The sequence below is a fragment of the Citrobacter sp. Cpo037 genome (assembly GCF_030332945.1).
GTDB lineage: Bacteria > Pseudomonadota > Gammaproteobacteria > Enterobacterales > Enterobacteriaceae > Citrobacter > Citrobacter portucalensis.
Map to the genome: position 1 here is coordinate 1 of NZ_JAOWGW010000065.1, position 14,435 is coordinate 14,435.

The window sequence follows — 14,435 nt, forward strand, 5'->3', positions numbered from 1 at the left end:
GGCTTTGTTGAATAAATCGAACTTTTGCTGAGTTGAAGGATCAGATCACGCATCCTCCCGACAACACAGACCATTCCGTGGCAAAGCAAAAGTTCAGAATCACCAACTGGTCCACCTACAACAAAGCTCTCATCAACCGTGGCTCCCTCACTTTCTGGCTGGATGATGAGGCGATTCAGGCCTGGTATGAGTCGGCAACGCCTTCATCACGAGGAAGGCCCCAGCGCTATTCTGATCTCGCCATCACCACCGTTCTGGTGATTAAACGCGTATTCCGGCTGACCCTGCGGGCTGCGCAGGGTTTTATTGATTCCATTTTTGCCCTGATGAACGTTCCGTTGCGCTGCCCGGATTACACCAGTGTCAGTAAGCGGGCAAAGTCGGTTAATGTCAGTTTCAAAACGTCCACCCGGGGTGAAATCGCACACCTGGTGATTGATTCCACCGGGCTGAAGGTCTTTGGTGAAGGCGAATGGAAAGTCAGAAAGCACGGCAAAGAGCGCCGTCGTATCTGGCGAAAGTTGCATCTTGCTGTTGACAGCAACACACATGAAGTTGTCTGTGCAGACCTGTCGCTGAATAACGTCACGGACTCAGAAGCCTTCCCGGGCCTTATCCGGCAGACTCACAGAAAAATCAGGGCAGCCGCGGCAGACGGGGCTTACGATACCCGGCTCTGTCACGATGAACTGCGCCGCAAAAAAATCAGCGCGCTTATTCCTCCCCGAAAAGGAGCAGGTTACTGGCCCGGTGAGTACGCAGACCGCAACCGTGCCGTTGCTAATCAGCGGCTGAGCGGAAGCAATGCACGGTGGAAATGGACAACGGAATATAACCGTCGCTCGATAGCGGAAACGGCAATGTACAGAATGAAGCAGTTGTTGGGAGATTCACTGACGCTGCGTGACTACGATGGTCAGGTAGCGGAAGCTATGGCCATGGTGCGTGCGTTGAACAGGATGACAAAGGCTGGGATGCCAGAAAGCGTGCGTATTGCCTGAAAATCCAGCCAGCTACAGGGTCGTTCGCACGAAATCTTATTTATTCAACAAAGCCACACACCTTCGTACATTGCAGATAACTAACAATATTTACCTATGACAGTACAATCCTGGCGAACTCTGCGCACAAAAAAATACCAACTCTCTTTACGACTGTTTCTACTGCTCAACGCAGTCTCCGCGCTGTTTACGCTTTTTTTCCCTCTGTTTGCGGTCAAAGCCTTATCAGTACCGGCGTTGCTGATGCTGGTGATGAGTACACTGCTGCTGGTATGGCATGGGAAATACGCGGATAAAAGAATTAATCTCCCTTTTATTTCAATCGTTTTTGGCTTGTTATGGGCGTTACATATATTCTTGAAATATAACGCTCTAGGTCAGAATGATTATTATTTCCTGTTAATAGCGCTGCTCAGCGTACTGTTTATTGGCTCTATCGCTTTTGCCAATAATATCATCGCGTTTACGCTCCACTCACTCCCCTCCGTCGCCGTTTGTTTATGGCTTAACGGCAGCGAACATGGTTTGCGGATTTTCTATTTTATGGCGCTGCCTATGGCCGGTATCGCCATCCAGCATGTGATACAAAAGCGCTACGATGGATTCGCTCAGCAACTGATGTACAAACTGCTGGAGGAGAGGGAAACCCTGAACGGGCTCAGCATGCTCGACCCGCTAACCGGTTTGTATAATCGCCGGGGGCTGCAACACCGGCTCGATACGCTGTTGGCTCTGAGTAATTCGAGGCACTTCGTTCTGCTGTTGGATATCGACCATTTCAAATCCTATAACGATCATTACGGACATATGATGGGCGACCAGGCGTTGATCCGTGTTTCTGCCGCCATCCGAGACTCCGTACGCTCCCGGGATGTGGTGGCGCGTTTTGGCGGTGAAGAATTTATGATTTTGCTGACCGCGGTCGATCCACAGCAGGCCCAGGCTGCCGCCGAACGTATCCGCCAGAAAGTGTACGACCTTAAAATCCCTCACATGTTTAATGAGAGCGTGGCAACCAACGTAACCGTCAGTATCGGCATTGCACCTCTGGTAGAACAGGATATTGATGCTGCTATCGCCAAAGCGGATAAAGCCCTTTACGAGGCCAAGAATCTTGGGCGTAACAATACCCTGGTCAGCGATGAGCTGCGGGTAAACTGCCCCTCTACCTGAGCTTTCTGTGCGCTGCCGCTCGGGATGGCGACAAAGATCTTGCCATCGCTCAATGTCAATTATAGGATTAGCAATCATTATCATTAAGATTAACATCCTTATATCGACATGGCTTATCGTTCCGCACCGATCGTTGAAGATGTCATCTGGCGTAGCCATCTCCCCTCAGAGATGCCCTCGCTGGCTGCTGCCGTACGCGCAACGATAGCCAAAACTCGCGAGCACCTGCTGGACTTCATTCGTCTTGACGAAACGCCTGTGCCTGGTGCAATGACGCTGCATGAATGGACACAACCGGCGATGCTTAGCTCGTTGCTGGCCGTTTATTCAGACCATATCTATCGCAACCAGCCCACGCTACCCCGCGAAAATAAGCCCCTGATTTCTCTTTGGGCGCAATGGTATATCGGCCTGATGATGCCTCCGTTAATGGTGGCTCTGCTGACGCAAAAAGAGGCTATCGACGTCTCTCCTGAACATATGCGCATAGAGTTTCACGAAACGGGCCGAGCGGCCTGCTTCTGGATCGACGTCCATCAGGATCACCAGGCTACAGCCCTGTCTCCTCAACAACGCATGGAAACGCTGATTCTCTCAGCACTGACACCGGTTGTGCAGGCGCTTGAAGCGACTGGCGAGATCAACGCGAAGCTTATCTGGAGCAACACCGGATATTTAATTCACTGGTATTTAACGGAAATGAAGCCGTTACTAGGTGAGGAACTGCTGACTACGCTGCGCCAGACCTGCTTTTTTGAGAAACAACTCTCCTGCGGTCAGGATAACCCTCTGTGGCGAACCGTTGTTCCGCGTGAGGGGCTGTTAGTACGCAGAACCTGCTGCCAACGCTATCGCCTGCCTGACGTTCAGCAATGCGGAGACTGCACGCTGAAGTAAGCGAGGAGCCGTAGCCCCTCGCCAGATATTTATGCAACCTGCTGGTTTTCCTCTTCCATACGCTGCGCCTCTTCCTTTTCCTGCGCCAATAGCTGCTTTTCGTAGACTTTAAAGAACGGGAAGTAGATAACGGCCGACACCAGCGCCAACAGCACCACCAGGATAGCCGCACGATAATCCCAGCCTAATGCCCATGCCGCGCCAACCGGTGCCGGTGCGGTCCAGGGAACCACTGAAATGACCCGCCCAATTAAATCCAGTTTCATCGCCGCCCAGGCCAGTACCGCATTCACCATTGGGGCCAGCAGGAAAGGGATAAAAAACACAGGGTTCATGACAATCGGCGTACCAAAAATCACCGGTTCGTTAATATTAAAAATGCTGGGGACTACGCTCAGACGCCCAATCGAGCGTAGATGAGCCGAACGACTACGCAGATAGCAAATCACCAACCCCATCGTTGCGCCTGACCCACCGACCACAATAAAGAACGTCCAGAACGCTTCCATAAAGATATGCGGTAACGGCGCGCCCTGCGCCAGCGCCGACTGGTTCATTCCAAGATTAGTTAGCCAGAACATTTGCAGCATTCCCGACACAATTGCCGCGCCGTGAATACCCGCAAACCACAATAGGTGGCCAATCAATACCGCCAGAAGTATCGCCGGCAGAGAATCTGCAGCCGACACCAGTGGTTTAAAGATGGCCATAATGGCCTGCGGGATCAGCATGTCAAACTGCGACTGTATCACCAGACTCAGCGGGTAAAGCGTCAGTACTACCACCAGCACCGGGATCAGCAGATCGAAAGAGTTTTTGATCATCGGCGGCACCTGATCGGGTAAACGGATGCCGATGTTGTGCGCCTTCAGGAAGCGCATCATTTCAACACAGTAAATGGCCACCAGGATGGCGGTGAAAATCCCCGTTCCTCCCAGGCTATCAACCGGCATTGTGCCTTTGGTTTTTGGCGCGGCAATCAGCAAAAAAGCCATGATTGATAGCATCGCACACATAAACGGATCTAACTGATGCGACTTCACATAGTGCTTACCCAGGTTATAAGCAATAGCCGCACATATGTAGACCGACATAATCCCCATCGTCATATCAAACGGTGTGAGGATTTGGCCTTCAAACTGTTTTGCCAGATCCAGCCACACGCGGGCGAATCCCCAGGTGGTATCCGGAGAAAAAGGCGGGTAGGCAAAAACCAGCAGAAAAGAGCCTACAATCATAAAAGGCATCGCCGAAATAAAACCGTCGCGAATGGCCATTACATGTCGTTGCGAAGAGATGCGCCCGGCGACAGGACTAACGTAATTTTCAACAAAACGGAAAATCACGTTAAACACAGCATGGTTAGTAGACATAGCCGTTCTCCCATTGTGCAAAACCCTGCAACGGTGCTGGCATCAACACCGCCACCACGTAAAGCCCATTACCACTTTTCGCAACCGTGCCGGGAGGAACACCAGCGCTACCGCTTTTCGAGTTAAGTTTCATAGATGGCTCTTATTATGTGATACAGAGGAAGTGACAACTTCAGTATTAATCGTCATTTCAGCATTCTGCAACCGGTTACTGTAACCGGTTTCTTTGATTGTGAAGAAGATCGAAAAACTGCTAATGTTGCTATGTTGTTACAATAAAATATTTACAGTGTGGTTGCCCCTATGACAAATTACATCCTGCAATTTTCTGCTGTGCAGGGCTATCTGTAAGCGTTAGGGAGAGAAGAATGAGTTTGCAATCAGTACGCCAATTCCTGGCGCAACATGCACCAGATATCGAGATCATCGAATTAAACCAGAGCACAGCAACCGTTGATCTGGCAGCAAAAGCCCATAACGTTGAACCTGGCCAAATAGCGAAAACACTTTCGCTAAAGGTGAAGAACGATATCATCCTGGTCGTAGCAAAAGGCGATGCCCGACTGGATAATAAAAAGCTAAAGAGTACATTCGGTGCCAAAGCCCGAATGTTAAGTAGTGATGAGGTCGTAAACGCGACGGGGCACCCCGTTGGCGGCGTTTGCCCCTTCGGATTAGAAACACCGATATCAGTGTACTGTGATGTTTCTCTGAAACACTACGCTGAAGTGCTGCCTGCCGCAGGTGCCATCCACAGCGCGGTTCGCATCACGCCTGAAAGGATGGCTGAACTGACTTCTGCCACCTGGGTTGACGTGTGTCAGTAATGTTTCACACGCTAAACCGGCGGCCAAACCCGGCAAGAAACACGTCAACGTTGCCCGTCACGAAACCGCCTGCATAAAAGGCGCTGGCTCTCCAGCACGCAGATACAGCAGGATATCGGCCGCATCCAGTAACCCGGCATCCGAGCTGACCCCCAGTTTGGACATCACATTAAATTTGTGTGCCCGAATGGTTTTGATGTTCCGTTCAAGCTGAACAGCAATCTGTGGCATCGAATAACCATTCGACATAAAGCGCAGTATTTCTCGTTCTGTCGGACTGAGCATACGGCTTTGATTAATATACCAATGGTTTTTCGTGCCTTCGGTTCCCCGGCCAGGGCTGCTTAACGCCGTAAATAACGCGTCCTGCAACACCGTTAACGAAGAAGCTTTACTCACAACGTCATCTAACGGCAAGGGGGACAGGGAACCAATTAAACGCGCTTCAGCGTCATCATCGGCAATCACCACACGGCGAATCCGCGGATAATTTATCGCCAGCTCCGTTAAATAGGCCAACCCTGCTCTACGATCGGTTCTGATTGCAGAGAGGGAAAAAATAACTGCCGAAAACGACATCTTTAACATTGCCTGGCTAAAAGCGGGCTGGTTTGAAAAGAGATGAAGTTTATATTGGTCATCCGGTATGGTATTAAATAAACTCTTAATACCCACGCTGCTCATCGTGCACTTTTCTACCAGTGCAACGTTTCTTTTGATGATTCTGCTTTCCATTCCGTGGTTTCTCCATAAACTGAAGGTAAATTAAGTTCTCGCGATCCTTGAGAACTATTTATCCAGGCATACATTTCTGCATTGCTATTTATCGACAAGCGACGCATAGCGCTATTCTTTTGGGCACTTATTGTTTTATTGCTTTTTTTCAGCAACGCCGCAATCTGGTTAATCCCCCAGCCTTTCCCAAGGAGGCGCAATACTTTTCTTTCAGAGAGAGTGAGAACAATAGATCGTGCGCTATGGTCTAACAATTGCGGCATAGCAGGCGGAGAGAGCAGTGCCTTGCTTATTCTCTCTGCTCGTGTATTTCCCGCGTGAATGACATTCACTAAACTTTCAATCGGCTCGGCGTCAGAGAGCAGCGAACTGACAGGACACATCAGTAGTTCAACCGCCAGAGGATAAAAGATACGAGATACGAGAAATACCCAGTGAATATCACGATATTGAGATAATAAAGAATAATATTGCTCGCAGACTGAACGAGGATAATTGCAGTCTCCGGTTAAATCAGCAATCACCAAATCAGCACACCGTAGCTGTAATAACGTCAGTTCTTCAACAGAACGACAGTAGGTAAGTTCGTAATCGGAGAACTTTCCCTGCATTATACCTTTAAGACCAGTTTGTATAATCGGTGATTTACTAATAATAATTGCGTTTTTGCAGCGTCCTGGCAACATATCCCCTCCACACTCACCAGTCCGCAATCGTACTTAATTAAATCTTCCTAGGTGGATTAATAATCTTAACTCACAGGAAAATACTCCGAACAATAAGCGGGGTGAATTGTTATCCTTGGTATTTATTTCAAAAAGTATTGACGGCACCATCCAAATAGCGCCAAATTCTAAGCTATTATTGCACAATTACGTATAAATACATTATCTGTACAATTATAATAACTACAATAGATCGTTAGCATGGCTTACGTATTTGCCATCCGGGAAAATAACGCTACATTTCAATCATGTCTCCCCCTCGTACCTTAGCGAACGGGGGCGTTAAGATACCGCAACCGTATCACCTGTGTCTTTTTTCGACACAAAGATTGATCTTAGCCAGAGCCAGCGGGCTCATGCTTCATGATAAAAAGAAGACATTCGTCACTCAAAGAGATCCTTTTCAGTCAGAGCGAGCCATGCAAACAGAGCAGTCGTCACAGCGAACGGTTACACGGTTATGTATTCAATGCGGACTTTTTTTACTTCAGCATGGGGCAGAAAGCGCTCTGGTTGACGAGTTATCCACCCGACTCGGGCTGGCACTTGGCATGGATAGCGTAGAAAGCGCCATCTCCTCTAACGCTATCGTCCTGACCACCATTAAAGACGGGCAATGCCTGACATCAACGCGAAAAAATCAGGATCGCGGCATTAATATGCACGTCGTGACGGAAGTGCAGCACATTGTCATTTTGGCGGAACATAAACTGCTGGATATTAAAGGGGTAGAGAAACGCTTTAGCCAGATTAAGCCGCTACGCTATCCAAGATGGCTGGTCGCCTTCATGGTCGGCTTGTCCTGCGCCTGCTTTTGTAAGCTCAATAACGGCGGATGGGATGGTGCGGTGATCACTTTTTTCGCCAGCATGGTGGCAATGTATATCCGTCAGATTCTGGCATCCCGGCATTTGCACCCACAAATTAACTTTTGCATCACCGCGTTTGTGGCGACAACGATTTCTGGTCTGCTGCTGACGCTACCGACGTTTAACCACACCCCGACCATCGCCATGGCTGCCAGCGTGCTGCTGCTGGTTCCAGGCTTTCCGCTGATCAACTCCGTCGCGGATATGTTTAAGGGACACATTAATACCGGGCTCGCCCGCTGGGCAATTGCCAGTTTGCTTACACTGGCGACCTGCATTGGCGTGGTCATGTCGATGACCTTATGGGGGCTGCGCGGATGGGCGTGATCGATTTCATGTTGGCGTTAATGCAGGACATGATCCTGTCGGCGATCCCGGCAGTAGGATTTGCCATGGTATTTAATGTCCCTCATCGGGCGCTCCCCTGGTGTGCGTTACTCGGCGCGCTCGGTCACGGTTCGCGAATGGCAATGATGAGCGCAGGGTTTAATATCGAATGGTCAACCTTTATGGCATCGCTGCTGGTCGGCTGCATTGGGATCCAGTGGTCGCGTTGGTATCTGGCGCATCCGAAAGTCTTTACCGTTGCGGCAGTGATCCCGATGTTTCCTGGGATCTCCGCCTACACCGCCATGATCTCGGCGGTAAAAATCGGCCATTTTGGCTACAGCGAAGCGCTGATGATCACCCTGCTGACCAATTTCCTGAAAGCCTCATCGATTGTCGGCGCGCTCTCCATCGGACTATCCGTGCCAGGGTTATGGCTGTATCGCAAACGCCCACGCGTTTGACGGTGCACTTTCTTTAATACCATGCAGAGAGGGGAATCTCCCCCCTCATCTGCTGCTCTCCTTCTTCTCTGTGTTACTATAAAAGCAGTTCCCTTCTCGGTTGTTGTTCAGTATTGAGAAACATTATGCCCTGCAAAATTTTGACGCCAGACGTCACTAGCATTGACGCCTTACTACACGATCACCACGCCGTGCTGGCCAGGTCTGCGGGTGGCGCCGTAGCCGTATTCGCTAACAATGCGCCAGCGTTTTACGCGGTGACGCCTGCGAGACTGGCTGAGCTGTTGGCGCTTGAGGAGAAACTGTCACGCCCGGGAAGCGATGTGACATTAGATGATCAATTTTATGAAGAGCCGCAAGCTGCTCCCGTTGCCGTACCAATGGGGAAATTTGCGATGTACGCTGCCTGGCAGCCTGATGCCGACTTTCAGCGTCAGGCCGCTTTATGGGGCGTAGCGTTGAGAGAGCCGGTTACTGCTGAAGAACTGGCCTCATTTGTTGCCTACTGGCAGGCTGAAGGAAAAGTCTTTCACCATATTCAGTGGCAGCAAAAACTGGCGCGCAGCATTCAGATTGGACGGGCCAGCAATGGCGGAATGCCAAAGCGCGATGTGAACAGCGTCAGTGAACCTGACAGCCACATTCCACCGGGTTTTAGAGGATAACGATGAAAAACGTTGGCGACCTGATGAAACGTCTGCAAAAAATGATGCCACCTAATGTCGAGCCCGCCTTTAAAACGGGCGAAGAGCTGCTGGCATGGCAAAAAGAGCAAGGTGAAATTCGTGCCGCAGCGCTGGCCCGCGAAAACCGGGCTATGAAAATGCAGCGCACATTCAACCGTTCCGGTATCCGTCCGCTGCATCAGAACTGTTCGTTCGAAAACTATCGGGTAGAGTGCGAAGGTCAGATGAACGCCCTGAGCAAAGCCCGCCAGTATGTTGAAGAGTTTGACGGCAACATCGCCAGCTTTATCTTCTCCGGCAAACCCGGCACCGGCAAAAACCATTTAGCCGCTGCCATCTGCAACGAACTGCTGCTGCGTGGTAAGTCAGTGTTGATCATTACCGTGGCCGATATAATGTCGGCGATGAAAGAAACGTTCAGTAATCGTGAAACCAGCGAAGAACAGCTGCTCAACGATCTGAGCAATGTGGATCTGCTGGTGATCGACGAGATCGGCATGCAGACCGAATCCCGCTATGAAAAAGTGATCATTAATCAGATTGTCGATCGCCGTTCGTCCTCAAAACGTCCGACCGGCATGTTAACTAACAGCAATATGGATGAAATGAACAAGCTGCTCGGCGAGCGCGTGATGGATCGTATGCGCCTTGGCAACAGCCTGTGGGTCATTTTTAACTGGGAAAGCTACCGTAGTCGGGTCACCGGTAAAGAGTATTAACGTATTAGGACCACTCCTAAGACTGCCAGCGCTATACTGCGCTGAAAAGGCATAACACGAGTTGCATATAATGATGAAAACTACCAAACGTCTGCTGTGCTGTGCGCTTGCCGCCAGCACGCTCATCTCTACCAGCGTTTTCGCCGCCTCCTGGCAGGATTCGCTCTCCAGCGCGGCCAGTGAGCTGAGCAAACAAAGCTCCGGCTCGCAAAGCAGCTCGTCGCTCTCTTCCCTGACCAGCCTGCTGAATGGCAGCAATCAGTCGTTGACCTCCAGCAGCATGAATAACGCCGCCGGGATCCTGGAATATTGCGCGAAACAGAAGCTGGCCTCGGTCACCGACACGCAAAACGTCAAAAACCAGGTGCTGGATAAACTGGGGCTCAGTGCTCCTGAGCAGAAGCAAGACACCAACTATATGGACGGGATTCAGGGTCTGCTCAACGCCAAAGATGGTCAACAGCTGGACCTGAACACGATTGGCAACAGCTCGCTGGCGAAGCAGGTAAAAACCAAGGCCTGCGATCTGGTGTTAAAACAGGGCATGAACTTCATTTCCTGACGCACGACATGCCGCGTATAACCTGCGCGGCATCTATTTATTTTCGACAATACATTCACATTCCAAATAAACAGTATTTCCCCACAAAAACGCGCATAACTAAACCAATTCTGAATAACAACGTAATTTAATGTCACTACAATTGCAGCAATGTAACAACGCTATTACATTGTTCTCTCACCAAATGATTAGCCTGCCAGGCAATTGCCCGGTTTACTGAGGATCGACCGTTGTCAGAATTAATCTCCATCACTCTGTTTCTCGCTTCAGTGCTGATTTATGCCTGGAAAGCGGGTCGCAACACCTGGTGGTTTGCCGCCACGTTAACGGTGCTGGGGATTTTTATTGTCTTGAATATCACGCTGTACGCCAGTGACTATTTCACCGGCGACGGGATCAATGACGCGGTTCTGTACACGCTGACCAACAGCCTGACCGGTGCAGGTATCGGCAAATATATCCTGCCGGGCGTTGGGATCGCGCTGGCGCTGACGACCGTTTTTGTCGCTCTCGGCTGGGTTCTGCGCCGCCGTCGCCATCACCCGCATCACGTGGGTTACAGTCTGCTGGCCCTGCTGCTGGCGCTGGCCTCCGTTGACGCCAGCCCGGCGTTTCACCAGATAACCGAACTGGTGAAGTCGCAGTCACGCGATGGCGACCCGGATTTCCCGACGTATTATAAAGAGCCATCAAAAACCATTCCCAACCCGAAGCTGAACCTGGTTTATATCTACGGCGAAAGCCTCGAACGCACCTATTTTAATAACGACGCATTCCCGGATCTGACCCCGGAACTCGGCGCGTTGAAAAACGAAGGTCTGGATTTCAGCAACACCATGCAACTGCCGGGTACGGATTACACCATCGCGGGCATGGTCGCCTCCCAGTGCGGTATTCCGCTGTTTGCGCCGTTTGAAGGCAACGCCTCTGCGTCTGTTTCAAGTTTCTTCCCTAACAATATTTGTCTGGGCGATATCCTGAAAAACTCCGGCTATCAGAACTACTTTGTGCAGGGTGCCAACCTGCGCTTTGCTGGCAAAGACGTGTTCCTGAAATCTCACGGCTTTGACCATCTGTATGGTGCGGAAGAGTTAAAAAGCGTGGTGGCGGACCCGGCCTATCGTAACGACTGGGGCTTCTACGACGATACCGTACTGGACGAAGCGTGGAAAAAATTCGAAGAGCTTTCGCGCTCGGGCCAGCGTTTTTCACTGTTTACCCTGACCGTGGATACCCATCATCCGGATGGATTTATCTCCCGTAGCTGCAACCGTAAACGTTATGACATCGACGGGAAGGCCAACCAATCGTTCAGCGCGGTCAGCTGCAGCCAAGAAAACATTGCCGAATTTATCAATAAAATCAAAGCATCGCCGTGGTTTAAAGATACCATTATCGTGGTGTCTTCCGATCATCTGGCGATGAACAACACCGCATGGAAGTATCTGAACAAGCAGGACCGCAACAACCTGTTCTTCGTGCTGCGCGGCGATCAACCGCAACAGGACACGCTGGCGGTGAAACGTAATACGATGGATAACGGCGCAACGGTACTGGATATTCTCGGCGGCGATAACTTTATCGGCCTTGGCCGCAGCAGCTTGTCGAGCGAATCCGTGTCGGAAGTGTTCCTGAACATCAAAGAAAAAATGCTGGCGTGGAAGCCCGATATCATTCGCCTGTGGAATTTCCCGAAAGAGATGAAAGAGTTCACCGTCGACCAGGACAAAAATATGATCTCTTTCTCCGGCAGTCATTTCCGCCTGCCGCTGCTGCTGCGCGTATCGGACAAACGCGTCGAGCCGCTGCCGGAAAGCGAATACTCGGCCCCGCTGCGCTTCCAACTGGCAGATTTCGCCCCACGCGATAACTTCGTCTGGGTCGATCGCTGCTACAAAATGGCGCAACTGTGGGCGCCGGAGCTGGCGCTTTCTACCGACTGGTGCGTATCACAGGGGCAGTTGGGCGGGCAGCAAATCGTACAGCACGTCGATAAAGCTAAGTGGAAAAGTAAAACCGTATTTAAAGACACGGTGATCGACATGGAGCGCTATAAAGGTAACGTCGATACGCTGAAAATTGTCGATAATGACATTCGCTACAAAGCAGATAGCTTCGTTTTCAACGTGGCGGGCGCGCCGGAAGAGGTCAAACAGTTTAGCGGTATTTCACGCCCCGAATCCTGGGGACGCTGGTCCAATGCGCAGCTCAGCGAAGAAGTAACGATTGAGTACAAAGCCCCGCTACCGAAGAAATTCGATCTGGTCATTACCGCGAAAGCCTTCGGCGACAATGCTAATCGCCCTATTCCCGTGCGCGTTGGCAACGAGGAACAGACGCTGGTGTTAGGCCATGACGTCACCACCACCATCTTACATTTTGATAACCCGGCTGATGCCGATACGCTGGTAATTGTTCCACCCGATCCGGTCGCCACCAACGAGGGCAATATTCTCGGTCACTCACCGCGTAAGTTGGGGATCGGAATGGTTGAAATCAAAGTCGTGGCTCAGGGTTCGTAACATGATAGGTCTGATAGCGCTTTGCTTATCAGACCTATCGTTAACCGAATGTATTGTCTGAAAAAAAACAGCGCCCAACACCACACCGGGCGCTGCATGGCAACCTTATTCCAGACCTTTCACCGTCTGGCGCATACCCTGCACCAGAATCATCTCCAGATTGGCCGTGACCTGCCCGGCAAGGCCAGGTAACAACGTCAAATCCTCTCCCCAGTGCGCCGCATCGCCAAGCACGGCATCCACCAGTTCACGCAGCGTTAAATCATTGCCAACTCGCGGCCACAGGCTGGCATAGAGGCTTACCCACTGCTCATCATCCTGTATTGGATAGCGTTCCCCGTCGCGTTCTGCACGATAAAACGCCAGCAGCGCAGCGAGGGCAAACGTTAACCGCACGGGCCAGCGCCCATTGTGCTGACCCGCCAGCAGCTGCGGCAAAATTCGGGTGCGGAATTTGGTCATCCCATTAAGCGCAATGGAAAGCAACTGGTGGCGAATGTAGGGGTTCTGAAAACGCCCGCTCACCGCGTCGGCAAATTCACGCAATTCGTCCGCCGGGAGATCCAACACCGGAATAATCTCCTCACTAATCGCTCGTTCGACAAAGCGGCGGACATCAGCATCCTGCATCGCCTCACCAACGGTCTCCAGCCCGCACAGCCACGCGACCGGCACCAGAGCCGTATGCGCACCATTGAGGATAGCGACCTTGCGCTCTTTGTACGGTTTGATATCGCTCACCACCCGGATATTCAGCGGACACTGCGCCAGCTTCAGCTCCTCTGCCAGCCACTGCGGCCCCTGGATCACAAACAGGTAAAAATGCTCCGCGGTATCGAGAAACGCATCGTGATAGCCTAGCGTAGCCTCCAGCGCAGCGGCTTCTTCACGCGGAAAGCCGGTGACAATACGGTCGACCAGCGTGGAACAGAACGTGTTTGCCGTCTCCACCCAGTCGGCAAATGCCGGAGGAAGTTGCCACTCCTGCGCATACCGCAGCACCAGCGTTTTGAGCGCCTCACCGTTATAGTCGATAAGCTCGCACGGGATAATTACCCAGCCCTTATCCACCGCGCCCGCAAAGTGGTTAAAGCGCTCCAGCAGCAGGCGTGTCAGCTTGGCCGGAAAACTCACCGGCGGCGCGTCATCCACACGGTCCGCTGCGTGATAGCTAATTCCGGCTTCGGTGGTATTCGAAAACACAAAACGGATGTCCGCATTGTGCGCCAGCGCCAGATACGCCGCGAAATCCTGATACGGATTGATTTCGTTATTCACCGAACGGATAAGCCGCGCCTCACTCACCGCCTCGCCCTGCTCGTTTAGCCCGCGAATAAGCGTGGTATACAGCCCGTCCTGGGTATTCAGCGACGGCGGAAAATCGGTATTGATCGGGCGAACGATGGTCACGCCAGCGTTCAGATCGGTTTGCTCGTTGAGGATATCCAGTTGCCAGTCAACAAACGCCCGCAGGAAGTTTCCTTCACCAAACTGGATCACGCGCGTTGGGTAGATGGCCCCCGGAAAATCACGTCGATTCAATGTCTTCATCGCA

15 protein-coding genes are annotated in these 14,435 nt (G+C 51.4%); 10 read left to right on the forward strand and 5 right to left on the reverse strand.

Annotated elements, in window-relative coordinates; translation table 11 throughout:
- Positions 1-32 precede the first annotated feature (32 nt).
- From OGX94_RS14245 to fhuF, 3 genes are all read left to right on the forward strand, one after another.
- Entirely contained in the window at positions 33-1,001 is a 969-nt protein-coding gene (locus OGX94_RS14245; RefSeq protein WP_000654811.1) for an IS5 family transposase, read from the forward strand.
- Between the two features lie 96 nt (positions 1,002-1,097).
- Positions 1,098-2,174 carry a GGDEF domain-containing protein gene (locus OGX94_RS14250; protein ID WP_003829994.1) on the forward strand — a complete coding sequence of 359 codons (1,077 nt, stop codon included), beginning with the start codon at positions 1,098-1,100 and terminating at the stop codon, positions 2,172-2,174.
- A 108-nt stretch (positions 2,175-2,282) separates the two neighbouring features.
- On the forward strand, positions 2,283-3,071 hold the full coding sequence (fhuF, locus tag OGX94_RS14255) for a siderophore-iron reductase FhuF (protein ID WP_257662275.1): 789 nt from the start codon (positions 2,283-2,285) through the stop codon (positions 3,069-3,071).
- A 29-nt stretch (positions 3,072-3,100) separates the two neighbouring features.
- Here fhuF and OGX94_RS14260 read toward each other — a convergent pair whose 3' ends face one another.
- On the reverse strand, positions 3,101-4,444 hold the full coding sequence (locus OGX94_RS14260; protein WP_063941069.1) for a PTS sugar transporter subunit IIC: 1,344 nt from the start codon (positions 4,442-4,444) through the stop codon (positions 3,101-3,103).
- On the reverse strand, positions 4,434-4,577 hold the full coding sequence (locus OGX94_RS14265) for a hypothetical protein (protein WP_188055350.1): 144 nt from the start codon (positions 4,575-4,577) through the stop codon (positions 4,434-4,436). Before OGX94_RS14265 ends, OGX94_RS14260 begins: the two co-directional genes overlap by 11 nt.
- A gap of 235 nt (positions 4,578-4,812) precedes the next feature.
- Between OGX94_RS14265 and OGX94_RS14270 the strand changes: the two genes are divergently transcribed.
- Positions 4,813-5,271, forward strand: a complete 459-nt coding sequence (locus OGX94_RS14270) for a YbaK/EbsC family protein (RefSeq protein WP_003830001.1) — start codon at positions 4,813-4,815, stop codon at positions 5,269-5,271.
- A gap of 57 nt (positions 5,272-5,328) precedes the next feature.
- Here OGX94_RS14270 and bglJ read toward each other — a convergent pair whose 3' ends face one another.
- Together bglJ and OGX94_RS14280 are read right to left on the reverse strand one after the other, a co-directional pair.
- A complete protein-coding gene (gene bglJ, locus OGX94_RS14275; RefSeq protein ID WP_257662273.1) occupies positions 5,329-6,006 on the reverse strand; it encodes a DNA-binding transcriptional activator BglJ in 678 nt (225 codons plus the stop codon).
- Complete coding sequence (locus OGX94_RS14280; protein WP_003830004.1) at positions 5,967-6,692, reverse strand: helix-turn-helix transcriptional regulator; 726 nt, start codon at positions 6,690-6,692, stop codon at positions 5,967-5,969. Before OGX94_RS14280 ends, bglJ begins: the two co-directional genes overlap by 40 nt.
- A gap of 458 nt (positions 6,693-7,150) precedes the next feature.
- Here OGX94_RS14280 and OGX94_RS14285 point away from each other — a divergent pair, with 458 nt between their 5' ends.
- The 6 genes from OGX94_RS14285 to opgB all read left to right on the forward strand — a co-directional run bounded on the left by OGX94_RS14285 (position 7,151) and on the right by opgB (position 12,880).
- Positions 7,151-7,927, forward strand: a complete 777-nt coding sequence (locus OGX94_RS14285; protein ID WP_003830006.1) for a threonine/serine exporter family protein — start codon at positions 7,151-7,153, stop codon at positions 7,925-7,927.
- On the forward strand, positions 7,918-8,391 hold the full coding sequence (locus OGX94_RS14290; RefSeq protein WP_003830008.1) for a threonine/serine exporter: 474 nt from the start codon (positions 7,918-7,920) through the stop codon (positions 8,389-8,391). Before OGX94_RS14285 ends, OGX94_RS14290 begins: the two co-directional genes overlap by 10 nt.
- 125 nt (positions 8,392-8,516) lie before the next feature.
- A complete protein-coding gene (gene dnaT, locus OGX94_RS14295) occupies positions 8,517-9,056 on the forward strand; it encodes a primosomal protein DnaT (RefSeq protein ID WP_003830011.1) in 540 nt (179 codons plus the stop codon).
- A gap of 2 nt (positions 9,057-9,058) precedes the next feature.
- Positions 9,059-9,796, forward strand: a complete 738-nt coding sequence (dnaC, locus tag OGX94_RS14300; protein WP_003019133.1) for a replicative helicase loader DnaC — start codon at positions 9,059-9,061, stop codon at positions 9,794-9,796.
- Positions 9,797-9,866: 70 nt separating this feature from the next.
- Positions 9,867-10,358 (forward strand): YjjA family protein, encoded by a 492-nt coding sequence (locus tag OGX94_RS14305; RefSeq protein ID WP_003830016.1) that lies wholly within the window; start codon positions 9,867-9,869, stop codon positions 10,356-10,358.
- A 230-nt stretch (positions 10,359-10,588) separates the two neighbouring features.
- Complete coding sequence (opgB, locus tag OGX94_RS14310) at positions 10,589-12,880, forward strand: phosphatidylglycerol--membrane-oligosaccharide glycerophosphotransferase (RefSeq protein ID WP_063941068.1); 2,292 nt, start codon at positions 10,589-10,591, stop codon at positions 12,878-12,880.
- Positions 12,881-12,985: 105 nt separating this feature from the next.
- On the opposite strand, the gene OGX94_RS14315 is transcribed toward opgB, so the two are convergent.
- A complete protein-coding gene (locus tag OGX94_RS14315) occupies positions 12,986-14,431 on the reverse strand; it encodes a tagaturonate reductase (RefSeq protein WP_257662272.1) in 1,446 nt (481 codons plus the stop codon).
- Positions 14,432-14,435: the final 4 nt, after the last annotated feature.